This is a genomic window from Streptomyces broussonetiae (assembly GCF_009796285.1).
GTDB lineage: Bacteria > Actinomycetota > Actinomycetes > Streptomycetales > Streptomycetaceae > Streptomyces > Streptomyces broussonetiae.
On sequence record NZ_CP047020.1, the window covers coordinates 8,961,817 to 8,985,160 of the forward strand.

Genomic DNA, 23,344 nt, shown 5'->3' on the forward strand with positions numbered 1-23,344 from the left:
TCGGGGGCGGCGAGACCGACGCGGATCTGGTCTCCCACCGCTGCGACAACGTCTTCGTCATCCCCGCGCTCCCACCACACCGCCGCCCGCGACGGTCCCGGGTGCCGTACCGCCGGTGCCGCTCCTGGTGGCCGCCGTGGGGCCGCAGGCCCTGCGGGTCGCCGGCGAGCTGGCCGACGGCATCCTTCCGCTGCTGGCCGGCCCGCGTGCCCAGGCCGGGCACATCGTCCCCGCCGTCACCGCCGCGGCCGAGGCGGCGGGCCGGCCGGCGCCCCGGGTCGTGGCCTTCGTCCCCGGCGTGGTGACCGCCGACACCGAGGCGGTACGGGAGCGGGCGGCCGAGGAGCTGTCCCTCTACGAGGAGCTGTCCCTCTACGAGGGGTTTCCCTCCTGTCAGCGCGTCATCGAGCTGTCCGGCGGCACCCGGGCCGCCGACCTGGCCGCCATCGGCGATGAGGGGACCGTCGCCGCGCAGGGCGCCGCTACCGGGAGGCCGGAGCGACGGAGGTGGCGTTCGTCGCGACGGACCTGGGCGGCGAGGCGGACCGGCGCCGCACCTGGCAGCTGCTCGGCGAGCCGGCGAAGGACTGAAGGGGCGGCGGATCGGTGGATCGGAGGCCGCGCCGACACTCGCCGACACCGGACTATGCATGGCCATGCGTAATAGTGCATACTCTTCCTATGTCCAAGGTCCTCACCTCCCTTCCGGTCGGCGAGCGCGTCGGCATCGCCTTCTCCGGCGGCCTCGACACGTCGGTCGCCGTCGCGTGGATGCGCGACAAGGGTGCCGTCCCGTGCACCTACACCGCCGACATCGGCCAGTACGACGAGCCCGACATCGCCTCGGTGCCGAGCCGTGCGGCGACCTACGGTGCCGAGATCGCGCGCCTGGTCGACTGCCGCGCGGCCCTGGTCGAGGAGGGGCTGGCCGCCCTTGCGTGCGGCGCGTTCCACGTCCGCTCGGGCGGGCGTGCCTACTTCAACACCACGCCCCTCGGCCGCGCCGTCACCGGCACCCTGCTGGTGCGGGCGATGCTCGAGGACGACGTGCAGATCTGGGGCGACGGCTCCACCTTCAAGGGCAACGACATCGAGCGGTTCTACCGCTACGGCCTGCTGGCCAACCCGCATCTGCGGATCTACAAGCCCTGGCTGGACGCGGACTTCGTGACCGAGCTGGGCGGCCGCAAGGAGATGTCGGAGTGGCTGCTCACGCACGGTCTGCCCTACCGCGACAGCACGGAGAAGGCGTACTCGACGGACGCCAACATCTGGGGCGCGACGCACGAGGCGAAGACCCTGGAGCACCTGGACAACGGCGTGGAGACCGTTGAGCCGATCATGGGCGTGCGGTTCTGGGACCCGACCGTCGAGATCCTCGCCGAGGACGTGACGATCGGCTTCGAGCAGGGCCGGCCCGTGACGGTCAACGGCAAGGAGTTCGCCTCGCCGGTCGAGCTGGTCATGGAGGCCAACGCCATCGGCGGCCGGCACGGTCTCGGCATGTCGGACCAGATCGAGAACCGGATCATCGAGGCCAAGAGCCGCGGCATCTACGAAGCCCCCGGCATGGCCCTGCTGCACGCGGCCTACGAGCGCCTGGTCAACGCGATCCACAACGAGGACACCCTCGCCCAGTACCACAACGAGGGCCGCAAGCTCGGCCGCCTCATGTACGAGGGCCGCTGGCTGGACCCGCAGGCGCTGATGATCCGCGAGTCGCTGCAGCGCTGGGTCGGCGCCGCCGTCACCGGCGAGGTGACCCTGCGGCTGCGGCGCGGCGAGGACTACTCGATCCTGGACACCACGGGCCCGGCGTTCAGCTACCACCCGGACAAGCTGTCCATGGAGCGGACCGAGGACTCCGCGTTCGGCCCGTCCGACCGCATCGGCCAGCTCACCATGCGCAACCTCGACATCGCCGACTCCCGCGCCCGCCTGGAGCAGTACGCGGGCCTGGGCATGGTCGGCAGCGAACACCCGGCGCTGATCGGCGCGGCCCAGGCCGCCTCGACCGGTCTGATCGGCGCGATGGCCCACGGCGGCGCCGAGGCGATCGCCTCGCGCGGCGAAGCCCCGGAGGAGGAGGACGTGCTGCTCGACCGCGCCGCCATGGAGGCCGGCACGGACTGACCCCGCTCAGCGGTCCTCGCTCCACCACCGCGGGCCCCGTCGGTTCACCACCGGCGGGGCCCGCTGCCGTGGCCGGCACGGCGACGGCCGTACGTCACCCGACGCGCCGGAACCGCAGCGCGGAAACGGCCCGCCCGGCTGGCATGCTCACAGGGTGGACCATGATCTGATCTCCCGCCTCGCCCATGCCGACCACCCGATCGCGGCCCCCGTCTCCGACGACTCCGTGCACCGGCTGCTGCGGCGCGGCATCCACCGCGCCGACGCCCGCCTCCTCGACCTCGGCTGCGGAACCGCTGAGTGGCTGGTGCGCGCCCTGAGCGCCTATCCGGGTGTGCGTGCCGACGGAGTGGACCTCTCCGAGGGCGCCCTGGCAAGGGCCGGTGAACGTGCCGCGCAGCTCGCCGTACAGGACCGTCTCACCCTGCACCGGAAGGACGCCGCGGTCTTCCGCTCCGCGCACTCCTACGACCTGGTGCTCAGCGTGGGTGCGACACACGCCTTCGGCGGGCTGCTGCCCACCCTGGCGGCGGTGCGCCCCCTGCTGGCTCCCGGCGGCCGTGTCCTGGTCGGCGAGGGCATCTGGGAGCGCGAACCCAGCCAGGAGGCGATCAAGATGCTCGGCGAATTCGCCGACCTGCGCACGACCGTGGACCGGGTCGCCGCCGACGGCTGGACCCCCGTCCACGGACATGTGAGCACACGTCAGGAGCTGGACGACTACGAGTGGTCCTGGACCGGATCACTGGCCTCGTGGGCCCTCGACCACCCGGACGACCCGGATGCCGAGGAGGCGCTCTCGACAGCCGCGGAACACCGCGATGAGTGGCTCCGCGTCTACCGCGACGCCTTCGGCTTCGCCTGTCTCGTGCTGCGCCGGACGGCCGACTGACCCCACCCGGATGCGGCGACCGACCGCGCCCGCACCTCTCGTACCCTGGTCGCCGTGCCCGCATCCCGCCTGCATCGCGTCGCCGTCCTCGTCCTCGACGGTGCGAAGCCGCTCGACGTCGGCATCCCCGCGCAGGTCTTCACGACCCGGGCCAGCATGCCGTACGAGGTGCGGGTCTGCGGCGCGGCGCCCGGGCTCGTGACCGGCGGCGACGGCCTGTCGTACCACGTCGCCCACGGCCTGGACGCCCTCGCCTGGGCCGACATCGTCTTCATCCCCGGCTACCGCTCCCCGGACCGCGACGACCCGCCGCGGATCGTGCTCGACGCGCTGCTTGCCGCCCACGCGCGCGGGGCGCGGCTCGCCGCCATCTCCACGGGCGCCTTCGCCCTCGCAGCCACCGGCCTCCTCGACGGCAGACGCGCGACGACGCACTGGCACTACACAGGGGCGCTCGCGGCCAAGCACCCGCTGATCCAGGTGGACGAGAACGTGCTCTTCGTCGACGAGGGCAGCGTGCTGACCTCGGCCGGCGCCGCCTCCGGCATCGACCTGTGCCTGCACATCCTCCGTGGTGACCTCGGTGTCGCCGCGTCGAACCACGCCGCCCGGCGTCTGGTCGCCGCCCCCTACCGCAGCGGCGGCCAGGCCCAGTACGTGCCGCGCAGCGTGCCCGAACCGCTTGGTGAACGGTTCGCCGCGACCCGCGAGTGGGCCCTGCACCGGCTGGGCGAACGCCTCACCCTCGCCATGCTCGCCCGGCACGCGGCGGTCTCGCCGCGCACGTTCTCCCGGCGCTTCGTCGAGGACACCGGATACACGCCGATGCAGTGGGTCATGCGCGCCCGCGTCGACCTGGCGCGCGAGCTGCTGGAGCGCTCGGAGCGCAGCGTCGAGCAGATCGCCGTCGACGTCGGCCTCGGCACCGGCGCGAACCTGCGGATGCACTTCCAGCAGATTCTCGGAACCACCCCGAGCGAGTACCGGCGCACCTTCACCCGGGGCGAGTAGCGCCACAGCGCATGGCGCGATCCTTGCGAACCATGGCGCTGCGGACACGGTCACGGCCGGACACGGTACGCGACGCTGGTGGTGCCCCACACTGAACACCCCGGAGGGACACCACCCGTGACGCGCATCGCCATCAACGGATTCGGCCGCATCGGACGCAACGTGCTGCGCGCGTTGCTGGAACGCGACAGCGGCCTCGAGATCGTCGCCGTCAACGACCTCGCCGAGCCCGCCACGCTGGCCCGGCTCCTCGCCTACGACAGCACGGCCGGCCGGCTCGGCCGTCCCGTGAACGCCGACGGGGACGACCTCGTCGTGGACGGCCGCCGGATCAGGGTGCTCGCCGAGCGCGACCCGGCGCGGCTGCCGTGGGCCGAACTCGGCGTGGAGATCGTGCTGGAGGCCACCGGCCGCTTCACCTCGGCCAAGGCCGCCCGCGCCCACCTCGACGCGGGCGCCCGCAAGGTGCTCGTGAGCGCCCCCTCGGACGGCGCCGACGTCACCCTGGCCTTCGGGGTCAACACCGACGCCTACGACCCGGCCCTGCACACGGTCGTCTCGAACGCCTCCTGCACCACCAACGCGCTTGCGCCCCTCGCCGCGGTACTGGACGAACTCGCCGGCATCGAGCACGGGTTCATGACGACGGTGCACGCGTACACCCAGGAACAGAACCTCCAGGACGGCCCGCACCGCGACGCCCGCCGCGCCCGCGCCGCGGCGGTCAACATCGTGCCGACCACGACGGGCGCCGCCAAGGCCATCGGTCATGTGTTGCCGAACCTCGACGGCAAGCTGTCCGGCGACTCCATCCGGGTGCCCGTGCCGGTGGGTTCGATCGTGGAACTCAACACCACCGTCGGCCGGGACGTGACCCGCGACGAGGTACTGGAGGCCTACCGCACCGCAGCCCAGGGGCCGTTGGCCGGCGTCCTCGAGTACTCGGACGACCCGCTCGTGTCGTCCGACATCACGGGCAACCCCGCCTCCTCCATCTTCGACTCGGCCCTCACCCGCGTCGACGGCCGGCGCATCAAGGTGGTCGCCTGGTACGACAACGAGTGGGGCTTCTCGAACCGGGTGATCGACACCCTCGAACTCCTCGCCGCCGGCTGACCGATCGAGCGGCGCAACGGCCGCCTCAGCCCGTCAGCAGCATCGCGGCCTCCACGACGCCGAGCAGCGCGAGGTACCCCCAGGCGTGGGCGCGGTCGGGGATGCGCGGCGGCCGTCGGCGCAGGAGCGCGATGACGGGCAGGGCGCCGAGGAGCAGCGCAGCCGCCGCGCGGACATCGACCAGGCCGACGAGCCGAAGGTACGTCCGCCCGGCGGCCACGCCCGCGGCGCCGTACAGGGAGAGCGCCGTGGCCGGCAGTGCTACGGCGAGGGTGAGCGGGTTGGCCAGCGCGGTCGCCACCCGCATCGGGTGACCGGCCCGGCGCAGCGCGGGGACGGTCATGACACTGCCGCCCACACCGAGGAACGCGGCCACCGCGCCGATCGGCACCCCGAGCACGGCCGGCAGCGGACGCCGCGCACCGCCGGCCGACTGCGCCTGCGCACGCGGACGCAGGAACCCGGGGCGCAGCAGCAGGTCGGCGATGGTGAGGGCGACGTACGCCACGAACCCCCAGCGCGCGTCACCGGCCGGCACATGGCGGGTGGCGAGCGCACCGACCGTGCCGCCGGCCGCCAGCAGGAGCAGCAGCGCCCCGCTGCCGCGCAGCGCGGACAGCACACGGCGCGCAGTGACGGCCGTGGCGAACCCCGAGTTGACCAGCATGACCAGGGCCGAGGTGGCCGTGGCCACCCGGATCGCCTCCGCGCCGAGGGCGGCGTCCGCCCACACCACGACCGGGACCGCGACGAACCCGCCGCCGAACCCGAACAACACGGTCGTCGCTCCGGTGAGCAGCCCGATTCCCAGCAGTGCCAGTATGTTCACGCCAGCCACTTCACCAGCCGGACCGGGCTTCCCGCATGCGATGGTCGGCACCATTTCTTCGAGACCCGGCCATAGAGTGGACCGGGTGAAGAACGTCTCCCTGGCCGACTACGACCACGTCGACCGAGCCGTCCTGCCGATCGGCACCGACTACCCGCCCGGACAGCTGCTCGACTGGCACGAGCACCGGCGGGCACAGTTCCTCTACGGCGTCACCGGCGTCATGATCGTTGACACCCCCGAGGGCACCTGGACCGTGCCCCCCGAGCGGGCCGTGCTGATCCCGGCCACCACCCGGCACCGGGTCCGCATGGACGGCGTGAGCACCCGGAGCCTTTACGTCGAGCCGGACGCCGTGCCCTGGTGGCCCGCCACCTGCACGGTCGTGGACGTTCCGCCGCTGCTGCGCGAACTGCTCGTGGCCGCCGTCGAGTTCGAGGCCGACTACAGCCTTTCCGGCCGCGCGGGCTGCGTCGTCGCGCTCTTGCTGCACGAGATCGCGGCACGCGCCCCGCTCCCGTTCCACGTCGCGATCCCCGCTGCCCCCGACCTTGCGGTGATCTGCCGGGCCTATCTGGCCGCCCCGGACGCCGGCATCACCAACGCCGACTGGGCCGCGCGGACGGCCATGAGCGAGCGGGCCTTCACCCGGCGATTTCGCGCGCAGACCGGCGAGAGCCCGGCGGCCTGGCGCACCCGGGCGCGCCTGCTCGCCGCGGTCCCGCTGCTGCGCACGGCATCGGTCACCGAGGTCTCCGGCCGCCTCGGCTACGCCTCTCCCGCCGCCCTGACCGCGGCCTTCACCCGGGCCTTCGGCCTGCCGCCGTCCCGTTTCTCCACAACCCCCTTGGGCGCCGGGCCCTCCTGAGGCGGGCCCGGTCCGAGAGCCGTCGCGGCCGGATCGGGGTGGGGGCGGGGGTCCGTCCAGCGGGATGCCGGCGTGCTGTGCAGGGCGGCGAGGACCCACAGGAAGAGCGTCAGCAGCGCAGGAACACCCCGGATGCGGGCGCGCCGGGACAGGGCGTCACACTGCCTTGCGTTGCCGCCTGATCGGTTCCCCCACGCGGTGCATGTGCACCAGGGCCTCGCGGTACGACTGGACGAGCCCGGTCTCGTGGTAGGGCACACCGATCTCCGCACAGTACGCGCGCACGACCACCTGGGCCCGCCGCAGATGGGGGGTGGGCATGCTCGGGAACAGGTGGTGCTCGATCTGGTAGTTGAGCCCGCCGAGCAGCACGTCGGTGAGCAGGCCGCCGCGCACGTTGCGGGAGGTGAGCACCTGGCGGCGCAGGAAGTCGGGCCGCTCGTCACCGCTGAGCGTGGGCATGCCCTTGTGGTTCGGCGCGAAGGTGCAGCCGAGGTAGACACCGAAGAGGCACTGGTGCACGGCGAGGAACGCCACCGCCTTGCCGGGGGAGAGCACCAGGAACAGCGCGGACACATAGGCCGCGATGTGCACGAAGAGCAGTGCGCCCTCCAGCAGCCGCTTCTTCATCGAGGGCGAGCGCAGTGCCCTGACGCTCGCGACATGCAGGTTGAACCCCTCGAGCGTCAGCAGCGGGAAGAACAGCAGGGCCTGGTGACCGCCGACGAGCCGGGCCAGGCCCCGGCTGTTGCGGGCCTGTTCGGTGGACCACACGAGGATGTCCGGAGAGACATCGGGGTCGAGTTCCTCGTGGTTGGGGTTGGCGTGGTGGCGGGTGTGTTTGTTCATCCACCAGCCGTAGCTCATGCCGATCCCGAGGTTTCCGAAGAGCCGGCCCCAGATCTCGCTCCTGCGAGCGCTCCGGAAGACCTGTCGGTGCGCCAAGTCGTGTGCCACCAAAGCGGTTTGGCCGAACATCAGCGCAAGGAAGGCGGCCACCGCCAGCTGCCACCAGCTGTCGCCGAGGACGAGGAAGGCACCCCAGCCCGCGGCCAGCAGCGCGACCACCAGACCGAGCCGTGCCGTGTAGTAGCCGGGGCGCCGCTCGAGCAGACCAGCCTCGCTGACACGCCGGGACAGCCGGGCGAAGTCGCTGCCTGCGTCGGGGCGGGGCACTCCCGGGCCGGACGTACGGGAGCGGGCGGCAGGCGCTGCGGCCGGGACGGAGGTGTCGGTGGAAATCGTCATGCAGACGAGTCTGCGAACGGCGCTCCGCCCGAAACAGCCTGCCAGTTACCGGACCCGTCCTGGGGCTGTCCCTACACAGCCCGGGGTGGTGCCCCCACCCCGCACCCGTTGACCTGGCCGTTTTCGATGTCGGGGTGGGACCTGTCGGTCACCAGGCGTTCTCGAGAAGCCGCGTCACCGCGGCCGCGTCCGGTGTGCGTGGGTTGGGGTAGGGCTGCGCCGCGACCCGCTCCGCGACGGCCCGTAGTCCGTCGCGCGGTACGCCGAGGGCCTCGAGCGTGGTCGGGCCCGTGTGGCCGCGGGCCAGGTCCGCGACGACCGTCACCGGGTCGCCGCCGGTGATGCGGGCCAGTCTGGCGGCGGCTTTCGGGGCGGCGGGCAGGTTGAAGGCGAGGACGTGCGGGAGCAGCAGGGCGTGGAGTTCGGCGTGCGGCAGCTCGAAGGTTCCGCCGAGGGCGTGGGCGAGCTGGTGGTGCAGGCCCATCCGGGTCTGGGCCAGGCAGAGACCGGCGAGCCAGGCCGACTGCTGGAGGCGCTCGCGCCCGGAGAGTCTTGCGGGATCCGCGAGCACCGCCGGAAGGGTGGTGAGGATGCCGTCCGCGGCCTCGGTAGCCAGGGCGTCGCTCGCGGCGGTCGCGTTCGGCGCCCAGAGTGCCTCGACCGCGTGCGCAAGGGCGTTGAGCGCGCTGGTCAGGGTGAGGCCGGGTGGCATGCCGAGGGTCAGCTCCGGGTCGTAGACAACCGTACCGGGCGCGATGACCGGGTCGCGGCGGGTCGTCTTCACGCCGTCCTTCGTCTCGCCGAGGACCGGAGTCACCTCGGAGCCCGCGTACGTGGTGGGGACGGCCACCTGGGGCAGCCCGGTGCGCACCGACAGCGCCTTGGCCAGGCCGATGGCCGAGCCGCCGCCGAGGGCCACCACACTGTCCGCGTCCACCTCGCGCAGCAGCTCGAGCGCCTCGTCGGTGACGGCGACCGGGGTGTGCACCACGGGCCGGTCGAAGCGCCCCGCCAGGCGGGGACCGAGGGCCCCTGCCAGGTCGTCGGCGACCGCCCGGGCCGAGCCCGACGCAATGAGCAACACCCGCCGGGAGCCGAGCCGTTCGGTCTCCTCGGGGACGGCGCGGCGGGCACCGGCACCGACGAGGACCCGGGAGGGCAGGGTCTCGTGGACGGTGATCTGCCCGGTGGCGCGCTCGGACATGGTCAAACCTCCGGTGATCTCGATGTGCCTGACGCAGCGTCAACACAGTGTGGTGCGGGCGCAGTCGGTTACGCCGGTTCGGTCAGGGCCGGGCCTCTCGGCGGACGGTGACGGGGAAGTCGGCATGGCGGAACGGGTTGGGCAGCCCGTGCCCGGCCGCCCGGGCCGGGTCGTCGACCTGGGCGAAGGTGCGGATCAGGCTCTCCTTGACGCCGAAGACGGCATCGGAGTCCAGATACGGCGACCCGTCCACGAACAGGTGGGTGGTCAGGGTACGGATGCCGGGCGCGGACACCTCGAGGTGGATGTGCGCGGCCCGGTAGGAGTGCCGCCCGGTGGCCTTGAGCAGGGTGCCCACCGGTCCGTCGGTGGGGACCGGGTAGTAGCGCGGCACGATGGTGCGGAACCAGAACCGGCCGTCGGCGTCGGCGGTGAACAGACCGCGCAGATTGCGCTCCGGGACCTCGCCGGGCCGCTGCACGTCGTAGAAGCCGTCCGCGTCGGCCTGCCACACGTCGATGCCCGCGCCCGCCACGGGCCGGCCGTCGGTGTCCACGACCCGGCCGGTGACCAGGCACGGTTCACCGCCCCGGCCGGCCTCGTCAGTGCTGTCGCCAAGGCTGCGCGCAGGCGAGTCGACCATGTGGAAGGGGCCCTCCACGGTCGACTCGGTGAGCCGGCCGTCGGCCGGCTGGTTCACCGCGTCCACCAGCATCGACACACCCAGCACATCGGACAGCAGGATGAACTCCTGCCGGGTGTCGTCGCACTTCTGCCCGGTCTCGGTGAGAAAGCGGATGCCCGCGGCCCACTCCTCGGCGCTGAGTCCGACCTCCTTGACGAAGGCGTGCGTGTGCCGCACCAGGGAGGAGAGGATCTCCTTGAGGCGTTCGTCGGTCGTGCCGGCGAGGCTCGCGGCGACGATCTCCGCGGAGCGCTCCGCCTCGAACAGCCCCGACAGCGGGACGGCGCGCGCTTCCTGGGTGTCTTCGGTCATCTCTCGGCTTCCCGGCCCGCTGGGACGTGGTGGCGCCGCAGCCGGCCTGATGGTGGGGGATTACGGCAGGACCGGTGCCGAGCATTATGAAACGCCGAGCCGCGGAGGAGAAGGACGGCCGCGACGGCCCGTCGACACGCACCTCGGCGTGACCGTGCGCGACGTTGCACGGGGATCGACGCGGAGAGCGGCCTGACGCTCGCCGCCGGGCTCCGTCCGGACGGCGACCGCTTGGTGCGCGCCCGGTGAGGAGCCGCCGGCCCGGTCCCGGCAGGCTCAGTGCGGCCTGACCAGCCCGGTCTCGTACGCGGCGATCACCAGCTGCACCCGGTCCCGGGCACCCAGTTTGGTGAACAGGCGTGAGACATGCGACTTGGCGGTGGCGACACTGATGAAGAGGTCCTCGGCGATCTCGCTGTTGGACCGGCCGCGTCCGACCAGGGTCAGCACCTCGCGTTCCCGCTCGGTGATGCCGTCCAGGGCGCGGGCGGGGCGCTGCGGGGCGGCCGTGGTGCGGCCGGCGAAATCCGCGATCAGCCGGCGGGTCACCCCGGGGGCGATCAGCGCGTCTCCGGCGGCAACCACGCGGATCGCGCCGAGGATGTCGTCCAGCGCCATGTCCTTGACGACGAAGCCGCTCGCCCCGGCCCGCAGCGCGCCGTAGACGTGGTCGTCCTCGTCGAAGGTGGTCAGGACGAGGACACGCGCCGCCGTCGGGCCGGCCGTGATCCGGCGGGTGGCCTCGATACCGTCCATGCCGGGCATCCTGATGTCCATCACCACGACGTCCGCCGCGACGGCCTCGACCAGGCGCACGGCCTCTTCACCGGTGGCGGCCTCGCCGACGACCTCCAGGTCGGGATGGTCGGTCATGAGCACGCGCAGCCCGGACCGCACCAGCGGCTGGTCGTCGGCGATGACGACCCGGGTCGTCATCGGGCCGCCGCGACGTCGGCGCCCTCAGGCAGCGGCAGCCGCGCCACCACCCGGAAGCCGCCCTCCGGACGCGGCCCGGCGCTGAGCCGGCCCCGCAACAGCCCCACCCGCTCCCGCATGCCGATGATGCCGAAGCCATGCCCCGGACCGGGCACACCGGTACCGCGCCCGTCGTCGACGATCTCCACCGTCAGTTCCTCGCCCCCGTACCCGACGGCCACCCGGCAGTGCCCGGTGCCCGCGTGGCGGACCACGTTGGTCAGCGCCTCCTGCACGATACGGTAGGCGGCCAGATCCAGGTCGGCCGGCAAGGGCCGCTGCTCCCCGCTGACCCGAACCTCGACCAGCACTCCCGCGTCCGCGGTGGCCGCCGCCAGCCGTTCGAGGTCCGCGAGACCCGGCGTGGGCGCGAGCGCCTCCCACTCGGCGCCCGTCATGTCCGGCTCGGCCTGACGCAGCGCCACCAGGGTGCGCCGTAGGCCGGTCAGGCTCTGCCGGCTGGTGGCCTCAATGGCCCGCAACGCCGCGCGCGCCTCCTCGGGCTGAGTGTCGATGACCCGGCTGCCCACCCCGGCCTGGATGGTGACGATGCCGACGCTGTGCGCGACCATGTCGTGCAACTCCCTTGCGATCCGCAGCCGTTCGGCCGTGACGGCCTCCGCCACCTCCTGGGCGCGCAGTGCCACCGCGTGCTCACGGCGTTCGCGCATCAGCAGCGCGACCGTGCAGGACGCGACCAGCGCCAGCAGGCCGATGACACCGTTGAGGGTCAGATAGTCCCCGTGGGAGAAGGTGCCGATCACCAGCGCCTGCACGGTGAACGCCACGGCCACGGTGAACAGGCCGACCCGCCGGGTGCGGGCGGCGACGATGCATCCGAGGACGAGGTCCACCGCCAGGAACGACAGGAACGGAGCTTGGTACGACAAGGTCAGCGTCCCGACGTGAGGGCGTTGCGGGACGACCACCACAGCGGTGGCCCCGAGCAGTGTCAGCGCCAGAGCCGCCGACGGGTGCCGCCGCACCACACCGGCCAGCACGCTCACCGCCAGCAGCGCCCCCGTGGCATGCAGGACACCCGAGGCCCGCGGCGCGCCCGCCACCAGGACCAGCACCAGGAAGACGTACAGCATGCCGCACGCCCAGTCCGCGACCGTCGTTCGTGTGGTGATCATGCGGCGAGACTAACCAGCCGTCACCCGCCCGGCATCGGCCCGGGGATGTACACCTGTGGGCCCCTGAGGCGGCGGCCATTGCCGTCCACGGCCCGATGCCCGGGCGCTGCGCCGCCCGGCACGGTGGTCTCGTGATCGAAGTCAGCGAACTCACCAAGCGCTACGGCGGCAGTACGGCCGTCGACGGCCTGTCCTTCACCGTGCGACCGGGCCGGGTATCCGGATTCCTCGGACCCAACGGAGCCGGCAAAACCACCACCTTGCGGATGATCCTCGGCCTGGACACACCGACGGCCGGCACCGCCACCGTCGGCGGTGTGCCCTTCCGCGGCCACGCGCGCGGACTGCGGCACGTGGGCGCCCTCCTGGACGCCACCCACGTCCACGGCGGACGCACCGCGACGGCCCATCTGTCCGCGCTCGCCCGCAGCAACGGCATCCCGCCGCGTCGGGTGACGGAGGTGGTCGAAGAAGTGGGGCTGGCCGCTGCGGCGAAGCGCCGTATCGGCGGGTTCTCGCTCGGCATGAAACAGCGGCTGGGCATCGCGACCGCCCTGCTCGGCGACCCGCCGGTCCTGATGTTCGACGAGCCGACCAACGGCATGGACCCGGAAGGCGTTCTGTGGGTACGACTGCTGTTCCGGCGCCTGGCGGCCGAGGGCCGCACCGTCTTCCTCTCCAGCCATCTGATGTCGGAGATGGAGAACACCGCCGACGACCTCGTTGTCATCGGCCGGGGCCGGCTGATCGCCGCCGAGCCGCTGGCGGACTTCGCCGCCCGCGGCACCCGTCCGGGTGTGGTCGTCGCCAGCCCGCGTGCCGGGGAACTGGCGGCGGTCCTGACCCGGGCAGGCGCGTCGGTCGCACCGCGGGGCCGGGCGCAAGCCGGAGGAATCGTCGTCACCGGCCTGTCCGCGGAACGGATCGGAGCGCTCGCGCTGCAGCACCGGATCCAGTTGAACGAGCTGACACCACAGACCGCCTCGCTGGAGGAGGCCTTCATGGAACTGACCGCGGACAGCGTCGAACATCTGGCGGGACAGCGCCGATGAAACGGTCGATGAACACGCCGCCGTCACTCTCCCCGACCCCGACCCCGGCCCCGGCCCCGGCCCCGGCCCCGGCCTCGATTCAAGCCTCGACGCCGGGTCCGAACTCGAGTGTCGCCGAACCCCCCGCCCGCTTCGCCGACTTGATCGCCTCCGAGTGGATCAAGACGCGTTCGCTGCGCTCGACATGGTGGACGGTCGCCCTCGCCGCCCTCTTCGCCCTTGGATCCGCGGCGGTGGCGGCCCTGGCGGACTACCGCAACCTGGCGGGCGTCGGCACCGGAGCGCACCAGCCGCCCGGTTTCCTGCCCTTCGACGCGTATCCGCCGGCCGGTTGCATGACGCTGATGCTCGTCGCCGGCGGTGTCGGCGCCATCACCGTGGTGAGCGAGTACGGCAGCGGTCTGATCCGCACCACCACCGTGGCCGTACCCGCCCGCGGCTCGGTCGTCCTGGCCAAGGCGACCGTCACCGCGCTGCTGTGGACCGTCGTGGGTACGGCGGTCTCCTTCGCCTCTTTCTTCGTCTCCCAGGCCATCCTGGACGGGCGGCACGCCGGAGTCGCGCTCACCCATCCCGGAGTGGCGCGCGCACTGGTGGCGTCCGCGCTGCTGGCCCTCGTCTGCGCGCTGACCGGTCTGGGCCTGGGCGTCCTGATCCGGCACAGCGCCGCGACGACGGCCGTCTGTGCCTTCACGCTGCTGATGCTGCCCACGGTCTTCTCACCGAGCAAGCGGTGGTCCGCAGACGTCAACCACGCCATGGTCGCCACCGCCTGGCGGCGCCTGGTCCAGAACTGGCAACCGGATCCCCACGCCCCCGTGTTCAGCGCCACGGTGTCCGGTTCCTGGCTCGTGTACGGGCTGTGGCCGCTGATCACGGTCGTTCTCGCGGTGCTGGCGGTCAGGCGCCGGGACGTGTGACGTCGGCGGGCGAGGCCCGGTGACGTGCCGTCAGCGCAGGACCGTGACCCAGGAGGTGGGTGAGAGGTCCGTTCCGGTCAGCGCCCGCTGGAGCGAGGCAGTCGCCGAGCGGGCCGAAGCCGGTGTGGCCGAGGGGCACAGGGCGGTGACGACGTGGTGGTTCAGGGCGTCGTCGATCGCGCTGGGTTCGAAGCCGGTGCCGTCGGACTTGAGGCGCTCGTACTTCATGAGGTTCCAGCCCGCGGCGACCTGGCGCCTGCCGTCGGGGCTGGACAGGGCGATGGTGCCGGCGCCGAAGACCGCGCCGTCGTGTCCCCAGAAGCGGCCGCAGCCGGGAATGTCGAGGGCGTAGATGCCGAGTCCGTAGTCCATTCCGGTCGCGGGGACCGTGGTCTGCATCTGTTTGAGGGCGGCCGGTCCGACGAGCTGTCCGCCGAGCAGGGCGCGGTAGAACCGGTTCAGGTCCTCGGTGGTGGAGACGACCGCCCCGGCCGTGTAGGCCCAGGACATGTCGTAGACGCTGTAGTCGCGCGGCGGATCGATCAGCCCGTAGAAGTTCTCGTACATACGGGCGTGCGGGCCCTGGATGTACGGGGTGCGCGGGTAGGAGGTGTGCCGCAGCCCGGCCCGGTCGATGACGTGGCGGGTGATGTACGTCTCCGGGTCCTGGCCGGTGACTCTGGCGAGCAGCAGCCCGGCGATGACGTAGTTGGTGTTGGAGTACGACCACTTCTCGCCGGGGCGTCCGGTGGTGGGCGCGGCCAGGCCGAGCCGGACCAGTTCCTCGGGTGCGATGGAGCGGAAGCGGTCCTCGTCGAGGCTGGCGGTCGAACCGTGCGCGAGCGAGGGGAAGGCGCCGAGGACGTAGTCGCCGATGCCGCTGGTGTGGTCGAGGAGCATGCGGACGGTGATCTCGCGGCCGCGCTCCCCCGGGATCAGGTCCGGCAGGTAGTCGCCGATGGGCGCGTCGAGGTCGATCCGGCCGCGCTCGACCTGCTGGAGCACGGCCACGGCGGTGAAGGTCTTGCTGATGCTGCCGATCCGCTGCCGCATGCCCGGCTGCACCGGGCGTCCCGTGTCCACGTCGGCGACTCCGGCCGCGCCGGTCCACCGGTCGGAGCCGTCGCGCGCCGAGGACTGGATGCCGTACATGCCCGCGTCGTGGACGGCGGCGAGCGACCGGTCGAGCGCCGGCCTGTCCAGCGCGGCCGGCCCGGCCGTGGGTCTCGCGTCGGCGGAGGCGGCCGGTGCCGCGACGGTCAGCAGCAGCGTGGCGCTCAGGGCGGTTGCGACTAACCGGGAGATGCGCAAGGCGGGTACCTCTTCCGTGACGGCCGAACATGACCCGAACATCCTCGTGTGTCATGGATGGGCCGCACCTCCTCCGCAGGGATGATCAACAGCGGTACGCGCGTGTGGCCGGCGGAGGTGGAACCACTCCTGCTCCAGGAGGAGGTGCCGGGGTGCGTCGCATACCCGTACGCGGAGTCGACCTTGAGGCGCCGCACAGCCGCACGGCGAGGGGACCGGGTCACACCCCGGCTTTTGATCACGTGCCCCTCGCCCGCGCCGGGCAGGGGAATGGCACGGCGTCCCGTGCTGTTGTGCACGATGGCTGACATGCTCGGGCCAAGATCGAGTATGTGGGTGAAAGGAGAGACACCATGGCACGCAGCACCGTGCGCCCCGTCGTCCGGCTGAAGTCCACGGCGGGCACCGGCGTCACCTACGTGACGCGGAAGAACCGCCTGAGCGATCCCGACCGACTGGTCCTGCGCAAGTACGACCCGGTCGCCGGCCGCCACGTCACCTTCCGCGAGGAACGCTGAACCACGCCGCCGCGCCCTCGGACGGACGGCCCGGGCCGACGTCGGCCGCGAGGGGTGGTCGCCGCGCGGCCGTGGCGGCGCTCGAAGCGCCCGACGCGGCCGGCGGTCTCCACGACCCGCGCCGTCCCGGTGGAGAACGGGTGACTGGCGCTTGCGGTCGAACGGGTCGGCGAGAACGCGTCGGCGGCCCGGTCGCCGAGGAAGGCCGGCCGGGACGCGGGGCGGATGACCGGCCTCGTGGAACGACCTCCCGGCGGAAGGCGCCCGGCCCGGTACCCGTCCTGCGCGGGGCCGGGCCGTCGGTGCGCGTTCACGTCCGGCGTCCGCCGAACTCCCACTCGTGCACCTCGATGTCGGCGTACCGGCCCGCGGTCAGGACGGCCCGTGCCGTGTCCGGGTCCGGCGCCCGGACCAGCGCCGCCGTGCCCAGCCAGGCCGTGCCGTCGTCCGACAGCAGCGGCCCGTACGCGATCAACTCGTCCCGGCCGGCCGGCGGGGGAGGCCCGGCCGCGCGCTCCGCGCCGAGGCCGAGCACCAGAAACCTGTTCCCGCCGGTCCGGCCGCCGGGGAAGTCCCACATCGTGCGTCCCAGCAGATTGCGCCAACGGCGCAGCAGCACGTCCCGGTAGACACCGGCCTGGTAGCCGGGCTCGTCGAAGGCGAAGGCGCGGGCAGCGCCGGGATCCGGCAACTCGACGATATGCACGCTGCCGGTGGGTGTCTCGCCGTCGGTGGCGAAGGTCGGGCCGCGGGCGATCATCTCCTTCGCGAACCGGTCCATGTAGGACCAGTGCTCTTCGCGCAACTCCTCACGCAGTGGCAGCGAGCCCGGCCGGTCACGGTGGTAGCAGAAGAACTCCATGACCGCAGACCCTTCCGCACCGCGGAGCGGGATCTCAACCGGGTTTGCACAGACCCGTTCCGGCGCCCGGTACGAGGGCTCCGTGCAGAGCCGATGCCGTGCCGGGTCCGCCACCACGTCGGGTGATTCTGGGTGATCTCTTACCCGCGCTTACCGGTGTCTTCACGGTCGCGGCCGATCCGCTGCGTACGGTTGCCGATGTGGGCGGTCGTCGGATACGGCGGTCTGTCACCAGGTGTGTTCGATCGGGTGTGGAGGAGCGGACGGATGACTGCCGGTCGTCGCGCGGTGCTCGCTGTCATGGCGGGGGGCCTGCTCGCCGGATGCGCGGGCCGGCAGAAGGACGCCTCCGCCGCCACCGGGCCGTCGCAGACGGCCCCCGCCCCGCAGGCCTCCGGCGCCACCCCCTCGGCGACGACGGCCGCGAACCGGCAGATCGTCACCCGCGCTCAGGTCGTGGCCCGTTACGGGCACAGCGTGCCGCATTCCTGGGGCTTCGACGCGCCGGGAGTGGTCCACTCCCTGCCGGGCGCGAAGAAGGAGATCGCGCTGACCTTCGACGCGTGCGGTGGCCCGGGCGGCAGCGGTTACGACCGTGCGCTGATCGATTTCCTGCGCACACGGCACATCCCGGCGACGCTGTTCATCAACTCCCGCTGGATCGACGCCAACCCCGCTCAGTTCCACCAACTGGCCGCCGAGCCGCAGTTCGAGATCGCCAACCACGGCACCCGGCACCGTCCGCTGTCGGTCAGCGGCCGCTCCGCGTACGGCATCCCCGGCACCCGCAGCGCCGGCGAGGTGTACGACGAGATCGCCGGGAACCGCGCCGAGCTGACCCGGCTGCTGGGCGCCCCGCCCCGCTACTTCCGTTCCGGTACCGCCTACTGCGACGACGTCGCGGCACAGATCGTCCGCGACCTCGGGGAGCGTTTCGTCAGCTTCTCCGTCAACGGTGACGGCGGTGCGACCTTCACCCACGAGCAGGTCCACGAGACCGTCGCTGCGGCTCCGGGCGGTTCCATCGTGCTGTGCCACATGAACCACCCCGAGGGCGGCACCGCCAAGGGCATCGCGAGCGCCGTCCCGCACCTGCTGGCCACCGGCCACCGCTTCGTCCGCCTCTCGGACTCCCTGCACGCATGACCCGGGGAGCGTGAACCCCGACCTGCGTCCCACCACTCGTCACCGCGCCCGTGCGGGAGAACAATGTGTCCCAGAGGCGGTCCGGGTGCGGGAGGCGTCATGAGCACATCAGTAGAGCCCAGGGTGTCCGGTCTTGAGGTCCGGTCCATCGACTACGTCCCGCTGGACGAGCGGCACGGCAAACTCTGGCATCTGGGCCCCTTGTGGTTCATGTCCAACGCCCAGATCGCCACTCTGGCCGTGGGGCTCATCAGCATCACCTCGGGCGGCAACCTGATCTGGTCGCTGCTGGCCATCGTCGTCGGCACCGCCGTCGGCACGTTCTTCATGGCCTTCCACTCGGCGCAGGGCCCGCAGCTGGGCCTGCCGCAGATGATCCAGTCACGCCCCCAGTTCGGCTACGTCGGCGCCCTGCTGGTGTGGCTCTTCGCCTATGTGCAGTACGCCGGGTTCAACGTCTTCAACAGCATCCTCGCCGCCGACTCCCTGCACACCACCCTGCACGGCAGCGTGAAGCTGTGGGTCGTCGTGGTCACCGTGGTCGCGCTCGTCATCGCGTTGGTGGGCTACGACATCATCCACAAGGCCGAGCGGATCCTCACGTACGCCTTCCTGGTGATCTTCGGGATCTTCACCGTCGGCATCCTCGTCACCCTGCACTACCCGGCGGGCTCCTTCGACCTCGGCGCCTTCAAGTGGACGCCGTTCCTGGCCCAGTTCGGCGTGGTCGCCGGTTACCAGATCAGCTGGGCCATCTACGTATCCGACTACTCGCGCTACCTCCCGCCCGACGTCACGGTCCGCAAGACCTTCTACTGGACGTACTTCGGTTCCGCGCTCGGCGGCATCTGGCTGATGGTGCTCGGCACCCTGCTGGCGGCCTGGGCGGGCAAGGACTTCGACACGATCAAGTCGATCAACGCGGCGGGCGACAAGGTGTTCAACGGCTTCGGCGCGATCGTACTGCTCTTCGCCGCCCTGGGCCTGGTGTCCGTCACCGCCCTGAACATGTACGGCGGCTCGCTCACCCTCATCAGCGGTATCGACTCGTTCAGACGGGTACGTCCGACACTGGGCGTACGGCTGCTGACCATCGGCCTGACCGCGGCCCTCTCCCTGGTCGGTGCGCTGGCCGCGACCGCCAACTTCCTGCAGAACTTCAACAACTTCCTGCTGCTCGTGCTGTACCTCTTCATCCCGTGGACCGCGGTCAACCTCATGGACTACTACATCGTGCGCCGTGGCCACTACGCCATCGCCGAGATCTTCAACCCCCGCGGGATCTACGGTCGTTGGGGCTGGCACGGCATCATCGCGTACCTCGTCGGCTTCGCCGCCATGATCCCCTTCTTCTCCGTCGGCACCCTGTACGTCGGCCCCGCCGCCAAGGTCCTCGGAGGCGCCGACATCTCCCTGTTCATCGGGCTGCCGGTCTCCGCGCTGCTGTACTGGTGGCTGACCCGCTCGATCGACGTGGCGGCCGAGACCCGCCTGGCCCAGGCGGAGGCGGTGGCGCTGGAACAGGCGGCACACGAACACCGCGAGCCCTGAACCACGGGTGCGCGTCGTGACGTGCCGGGCGCTGGTGGCCGGCACGGGGGCGGGCTGCGGACCCTGCACCGGGCGTCAAGGTCCGGGAGCGTCGGCCGTGCCTCCTCCCGCGCTCGTCGTCGCGAGCGCGGCCGGCCGTATTACTGGGCAGGAACATGGCTAACTAATACGGCAAACGGGTACTTTCTGTAACGGTAGACGCAGGCGGCACAGCAGTGCCGTCAGCCCGCCTCGGGGTTCCGACCAGCACGTTCGTGGGCTACCCAGGCGTCGACTGCTGGTCCGGCTCTGCTCGAAGGGATGCCGGTCATGAACGAGGACACTCGGAATCCTCCTCCGGAGCAGCCCGTGGCGGAGAACCCGCACCAGACGGCCTGGGGCGACCCGGCGCCGCTGGGCCTGGCCGCCTTCGCCTTCACCACCCTGCTGCTCTCGATCGCCAACACCAACCTGCTCAAGGAAACCGGCGCCATCGTCCCGGTCCTGGGAACCGCCGCGTTCTACGGTGGCCTCGCCCAGTTCGCCGCGGGTCTGTTCGAATTTCGGCGCGGCAACACGTTCGGTGCGACGGCATTCGTCTCGTACGCCGCCTTCTGGCTGTCCTACTGGTGGATCGTGCCGCGTCTGGCATTCGCCGGTGACGTGCACAATGCGCTCGGCCTGTACCTGCTCGGGTGGGGCATCTTCACCGCCTACATGGCCGTAGCCGCGCTGCGGGTCAGCCTCTCCGTACTGACGGTGTTCGTCCTGCTCGCCCTCACCTACGTCTTCCTGGCCGTCGGAGCGTTCCAGACCGGTGCCGAACCGCACGTCATGACCCAGGTGGGCGGGTGGTTCGGTATCGCCACGGGGCTCGTCGCCTGGTACGCGTCGGCGGCGACCGTCATCAATGGGACATACGGCCGTACGGTCCTGCCCGTGGGCCCGCGTCATCCCGGCCCGGCCCGGGCTCGCGCGTCGAGCATCCCGCCGGAGGTGATCGACTCCAGGCCGTAGGACGAGGCGACGGGGGCGACTGGGGCAACCGGGGCGGCCGTGGTGGCCATCGTGTCCGAGGCGGACCAGGCGGTTCAGGCGGTTCAGGCGGTCCAGGCGGTCCAGGTGGCCCAGGTGGCCCAGGTGGCCGAGGTGGGCGAGGCGGACCTGTTGCGGGCCGCCTTGCCACGGCACACTCGCGTCGCTGCCTCGGTGCCCGCGGAGAGGCGATCACCCGCGACAATTCTCGTCATGAACGACGACATGGATGACGCCGAAAGCCGCCTGGCCAGGATCGAGCGCTTGCTGGAGAGCGGGGGGCGGGAGCTGGTCCCCGCCTGGCGCCGGGCGACCCGCGGCGAGCCGCGCTGGACGGTGACGGTCGTGATCCTCACGGCCGTCGCCCTGCAGCTCACCCTGCCGCATCGGCTCATCCTCTTGCACCCCGCCTGGGCCATGCCCGCGCTGGAGTTGTTCCTGCTGGCAGGCCTGGTCGCAGCCAACCCCCGCCGAGTGGAGCCCCACACCCGCCGGCTGCGCCTGCTCGGCCTGGTCCTGATCTGTGTCATCAGCCTGGCCAACGGCTGGTCCGCGGTCCGGCTGGTGGCGGACCTGGTGAACGGCACCGGGGGAGACCAGGCGGTATCGCTGCTGCTCACCGGCGGCGTCATCTGGGTCACGAACGTCATCGTGTTCGCTCTGTGGTACTGGGAGTGGGACCGGGGCGGCCCGATGGCCCGGGTCCAGGGACAAAAGGAGTTCGCCGACTTCCTGTTCGTCCAGATGCAGAGCCCGGAGATCGCTCCGCCGGAGTGGGAACCGGCTTTCCTGGACTACCTGTACCTGTCCTTCACCAACGCCACCGCCTTCAGCCCGACCGACGTCATGCCGCTGTCGCGCTGGTCGAAGATGCTGATGATGCTCCAGTCGTCGGTCTCCCTGGTGACCGTGGTCCTCGTGGTCGCCCGAGCCGTCAACATCCTGAAGTAGCGCGCTGGGAGGCTGGACGCCGTCCGTGCCCGGCACTCGTCGCGCAGTGGCCGTACGGTGCGCACCGGGCGGCCAGGCGCTCGCCGCCACGCCGGAGTCGCCGCGGTAGCTGTCAAGTCAAATGAAACGAATGTGCGGCTATGAACTGTGTTGCTGTGGTTCGCGTCGTCGGGCGGGGTCGTTGATCCACGCCTGTTGGGGAATCTTCGGCGGCACCGGCCGGCTGTTGAAGCGTTCGGGGTGCTGCTCGTAGGCGGTGATGAGGGTGGCCGCCCGTTGCTCGCGGACGAGTTCGGCGGTGCCGAAGTGGACACTGGCGGGGGTGTGGTAGCCGATCCCGGAATGCCGGTGGACGTGGTTGTAGTGCGAGATGAACGCCTCCATCCACTCCCGTGCGTGGGTGAGGGAATCGAAGCGTTCTGGGTAGTCGGGCTGGTATTTCGTGGTGCGGAACTGGCTCTCGCTGAACGGGTTGTCGTTGCTGACTCTGGGCCTGGAGTGGCTGCGGGTCACGCCGAGATCGAGGAGCATCTGGGAGACTTGCTTGCTGGTCATCGAGGTGCCGCGGTCGGCGTGCACGGTGTGCGGCACGATGCCGTTGCGGTCGATCGCCTCACGGATCAACTCCTCGGCACGGGCGGCGGATTCGGCCGCCTCGACGGTGTGGCCGACAACGTAGCGGGAGTAGATGTCCAGGATCACGTACCCGTGAAACCAGACGCCCTTCGCCGGACCCGCCAGATGCGTGATGTCCCAACTCCACACCTCGGATGGGCCGTCGGCCACGAGCTCGGGGACCGTGCGGGGCGGGTGGGTGGCCTGACGGCGGCGTTCACCGTCTTGCCCGGCCTCCTTCAGGATCCGGTACATGGTGCGCTCGGAACAGTGGTAGCGGCCCTCGTCCAGCTCACGTGCGTAGATCTGCGCGGGCGGCAGGTCCACGTATTCGGGCCGGTTCATCAACGCCAGCACGGCCTGCCGCTCGGCCGGTGTCAGGGCGTTGACCGGCGCGGGACGTGGGGCTCTGGGCCTGGCCGGGAGGGGGTTCAGCCGCCGGTGGTGGGTGGCTCGGGAACGGCCGGTCAGGCGGCACGCGGCCACGATGCCCACGTGCGGGGCCAGGCGATCGACGGCCTCGTGGAGAAGCGGCTCCAGGGCGTCCTTCAGTCCGCGCTCTTGGAGAGTGCTTCCAAGAGCGCGTGTGTTTTTCCCAGCACCTCCAGTGCGGCGTCCCGCTTCGCGACCTCCTTCTCCAGCCGCTCCACCTGCCGCCGAAGCTTGTCGTTCTCCGCCTCGGCGGGGTGCTTCTTCGGCCGTGCGGGGCTGGTGCGGTGGTCGGTCAGCCTCTCCAGCGCGCCGGCGTCCCTGGCCTGGCGCCACTCGATGATGTGGGAGTGGTACAGCCGCTCCCGGCGCAGGACCGCGCCTTTGTCCCCGGTGGGGGCCGCGTCGTATTCGGCGACGATGCGCAGCTTGTACTCGGGGGTGAAACGGCGGCGCTTCGGCTTTGGCGCGGGATCTTGCCCGGAGGGCTTGGTGCTGGTCATGCGGGAGGTGCTCCTGTCGTACCCGCCCACAATATCTGATCATTTCGGGGCGTCTCACCCGAC

General features: G+C 71.5%; 22 protein-coding genes and 2 pseudogenes. 13 read left to right on the plus strand and 11 right to left on the minus strand.

What is annotated here, in order from left to right; translation table 11 throughout:
- Window positions 1–73: 73 nt before the first annotated feature.
- From GQF42_RS40770 to gap, 5 genes and pseudogenes are all read left to right on the plus strand, one after another.
- A pseudogene (locus tag GQF42_RS40770) lies at window positions 74–591 on the plus strand (LLM class flavin-dependent oxidoreductase); the annotation flags it as partial.
- Between the two features lie 90 nt (window positions 592–681).
- On the plus strand, window positions 682–2,133 hold the full coding sequence (argG, locus tag GQF42_RS40775; protein ID WP_158928477.1) for an argininosuccinate synthase: 1,452 nt from the start codon (window positions 682–684) through the stop codon (window positions 2,131–2,133).
- A 154-nt stretch (window positions 2,134–2,287) separates the two neighbouring features.
- Window positions 2,288–3,025, plus strand: coding sequence for an SAM-dependent methyltransferase (locus GQF42_RS40780; RefSeq protein ID WP_158928478.1), 738 nt, complete (start codon window positions 2,288–2,290; stop codon window positions 3,023–3,025).
- A gap of 54 nt (window positions 3,026–3,079) precedes the next feature.
- Complete coding sequence (locus GQF42_RS40785) at window positions 3,080–4,036, plus strand: GlxA family transcriptional regulator (protein WP_158928480.1); 957 nt, start codon at window positions 3,080–3,082, stop codon at window positions 4,034–4,036.
- A gap of 117 nt (window positions 4,037–4,153) precedes the next feature.
- On the plus strand, window positions 4,154–5,152 hold the full coding sequence (gene gap / locus GQF42_RS40790) for a type I glyceraldehyde-3-phosphate dehydrogenase (protein ID WP_158928482.1): 999 nt from the start codon (window positions 4,154–4,156) through the stop codon (window positions 5,150–5,152).
- A gap of 25 nt (window positions 5,153–5,177) precedes the next feature.
- On the opposite strand, the gene GQF42_RS40795 is transcribed toward gap, so the two are convergent.
- Window positions 5,178–5,981 carry a sulfite exporter TauE/SafE family protein gene (locus GQF42_RS40795; RefSeq protein WP_199272974.1) on the minus strand — a complete coding sequence of 268 codons (804 nt, stop codon included), beginning with the start codon at window positions 5,979–5,981 and terminating at the stop codon, window positions 5,178–5,180.
- An 85-nt stretch (window positions 5,982–6,066) separates the two neighbouring features.
- Between GQF42_RS40795 and GQF42_RS40800 the strand changes: the two genes are divergently transcribed.
- A complete protein-coding gene (locus GQF42_RS40800; protein WP_158928486.1) occupies window positions 6,067–6,849 on the plus strand; it encodes an AraC family transcriptional regulator in 783 nt (260 codons plus the stop codon).
- Window positions 6,850–7,005: 156 nt separating this feature from the next.
- Here GQF42_RS40800 and GQF42_RS40805 read toward each other — a convergent pair whose 3' ends face one another.
- The 5 genes from GQF42_RS40805 to GQF42_RS47055 all read right to left on the minus strand — a co-directional run bounded on the left by GQF42_RS40805 (window position 7,006) and on the right by GQF42_RS47055 (window position 12,409).
- Window positions 7,006–8,097: a fatty acid desaturase family protein gene (locus GQF42_RS40805; protein WP_158928488.1), complete on the minus strand. Its 1,092-nt coding sequence runs from the start codon at window positions 8,095–8,097 to the stop codon at window positions 7,006–7,008.
- 148 nt (window positions 8,098–8,245) lie between these two features.
- Window positions 8,246–9,301 carry a maleylacetate reductase gene (locus tag GQF42_RS40810; protein WP_158928490.1) on the minus strand — a complete coding sequence of 352 codons (1,056 nt, stop codon included), beginning with the start codon at window positions 9,299–9,301 and terminating at the stop codon, window positions 8,246–8,248.
- 82 nt (window positions 9,302–9,383) lie between these two features.
- A complete protein-coding gene (locus tag GQF42_RS40815) occupies window positions 9,384–10,298 on the minus strand; it encodes a dioxygenase family protein (RefSeq protein WP_158928492.1) in 915 nt (304 codons plus the stop codon).
- Window positions 10,299–10,574: 276 nt separating this feature from the next.
- The gene (locus tag GQF42_RS40820) at window positions 10,575–11,234 is read right to left on the minus strand and encodes a response regulator (protein ID WP_158928494.1); all 660 of its coding nucleotides are present in this window, start codon (window positions 11,232–11,234) and stop codon (window positions 10,575–10,577) included.
- Window positions 11,231–12,409, minus strand: coding sequence for a sensor histidine kinase (locus tag GQF42_RS47055; RefSeq protein WP_158928496.1), 1,179 nt, complete (start codon window positions 12,407–12,409; stop codon window positions 11,231–11,233). The genes GQF42_RS40820 and GQF42_RS47055 overlap by 4 nt, the downstream gene beginning before the upstream one ends.
- Before the next feature lie 131 nt (window positions 12,410–12,540).
- On the opposite strand from GQF42_RS47055, the gene GQF42_RS40830 reads away from it, so the two are divergent.
- Together GQF42_RS40830 and GQF42_RS40835 are read left to right on the plus strand one after the other, a co-directional pair.
- A complete protein-coding gene (locus tag GQF42_RS40830; protein WP_199272975.1) occupies window positions 12,541–13,461 on the plus strand; it encodes an ABC transporter ATP-binding protein in 921 nt (306 codons plus the stop codon).
- Between the two features lie 8 nt (window positions 13,462–13,469).
- The gene (locus tag GQF42_RS40835) at window positions 13,470–14,381 is read left to right on the plus strand and encodes an ABC transporter permease (protein WP_158928500.1); all 912 of its coding nucleotides are present in this window, start codon (window positions 13,470–13,472) and stop codon (window positions 14,379–14,381) included.
- 30 nt (window positions 14,382–14,411) lie between these two features.
- Here the strand turns inward: GQF42_RS40835 and GQF42_RS40840 are convergent, their stop codons facing one another.
- Complete coding sequence (locus GQF42_RS40840) at window positions 14,412–15,692, minus strand: serine hydrolase domain-containing protein (RefSeq protein ID WP_158928502.1); 1,281 nt, start codon at window positions 15,690–15,692, stop codon at window positions 14,412–14,414.
- Window positions 15,693–16,045: 353 nt separating this feature from the next.
- Here GQF42_RS40840 and rpmG point away from each other — a divergent pair, with 353 nt between their 5' ends.
- Window positions 16,046–16,210, plus strand: coding sequence for a 50S ribosomal protein L33 (gene rpmG, locus GQF42_RS46445; RefSeq protein WP_153537563.1), 165 nt, complete (start codon window positions 16,046–16,048; stop codon window positions 16,208–16,210).
- 65 nt (window positions 16,211–16,275) lie between these two features.
- On the opposite strand, the pseudogene GQF42_RS46450 reads toward rpmG, so the two are convergent.
- Together GQF42_RS46450 and GQF42_RS40855 are read right to left on the minus strand one after the other, a co-directional pair.
- A pseudogene (locus tag GQF42_RS46450) lies at window positions 16,276–16,437 on the minus strand (50S ribosomal protein L31); the annotation flags it as partial.
- Between the two features lie 83 nt (window positions 16,438–16,520).
- Window positions 16,521–17,072, minus strand: coding sequence for a YciI family protein (locus tag GQF42_RS40855; protein WP_158928504.1), 552 nt, complete (start codon window positions 17,070–17,072; stop codon window positions 16,521–16,523).
- Between the two features lie 267 nt (window positions 17,073–17,339).
- On the opposite strand from GQF42_RS40855, the gene GQF42_RS40860 reads away from it, so the two are divergent.
- From GQF42_RS40860 to GQF42_RS40870, 3 genes are all read left to right on the plus strand, one after another.
- The gene (locus tag GQF42_RS40860; RefSeq protein ID WP_158928506.1) at window positions 17,340–18,218 is read left to right on the plus strand and encodes a polysaccharide deacetylase family protein; all 879 of its coding nucleotides are present in this window, start codon (window positions 17,340–17,342) and stop codon (window positions 18,216–18,218) included.
- Window positions 18,219–18,317: 99 nt separating this feature from the next.
- On the plus strand, window positions 18,318–19,769 hold the full coding sequence (locus GQF42_RS40865) for a purine-cytosine permease family protein (protein ID WP_199272977.1): 1,452 nt from the start codon (window positions 18,318–18,320) through the stop codon (window positions 19,767–19,769).
- Window positions 19,770–20,078: 309 nt separating this feature from the next.
- Window positions 20,079–20,765 (plus strand): acetate uptake transporter, encoded by a 687-nt coding sequence (locus GQF42_RS40870; protein WP_158928509.1) that lies wholly within the window; start codon window positions 20,079–20,081, stop codon window positions 20,763–20,765.
- An 83-nt stretch (window positions 20,766–20,848) separates the two neighbouring features.
- Here GQF42_RS40870 and GQF42_RS40875 read toward each other — a convergent pair whose 3' ends face one another.
- A complete protein-coding gene (locus GQF42_RS40875) occupies window positions 20,849–20,998 on the minus strand; it encodes a hypothetical protein (RefSeq protein ID WP_158928511.1) in 150 nt (49 codons plus the stop codon).
- On the opposite strand from GQF42_RS40875, the gene GQF42_RS40880 reads away from it, so the two are divergent.
- Entirely contained in the window at window positions 20,997–21,734 is a 738-nt protein-coding gene (locus tag GQF42_RS40880) for a DUF1345 domain-containing protein (protein ID WP_158928513.1), read from the plus strand. The two genes, GQF42_RS40875 and GQF42_RS40880, sit on opposite strands and share 2 nt — an antisense overlap.
- A gap of 138 nt (window positions 21,735–21,872) precedes the next feature.
- Here GQF42_RS40880 and GQF42_RS40885 read toward each other — a convergent pair.
- A protein-coding gene (locus GQF42_RS40885; RefSeq protein WP_407699472.1) for an IS3 family transposase occupies window positions 21,873–23,281 on the minus strand; the annotation gives its coding sequence in 2 pieces (ribosomal slippage) (window positions 21,873–22,915 and window positions 22,915–23,281; 1,410 coding nt in all).
- Between the last annotated feature and the right edge of the window lie 63 nt (window positions 23,282–23,344).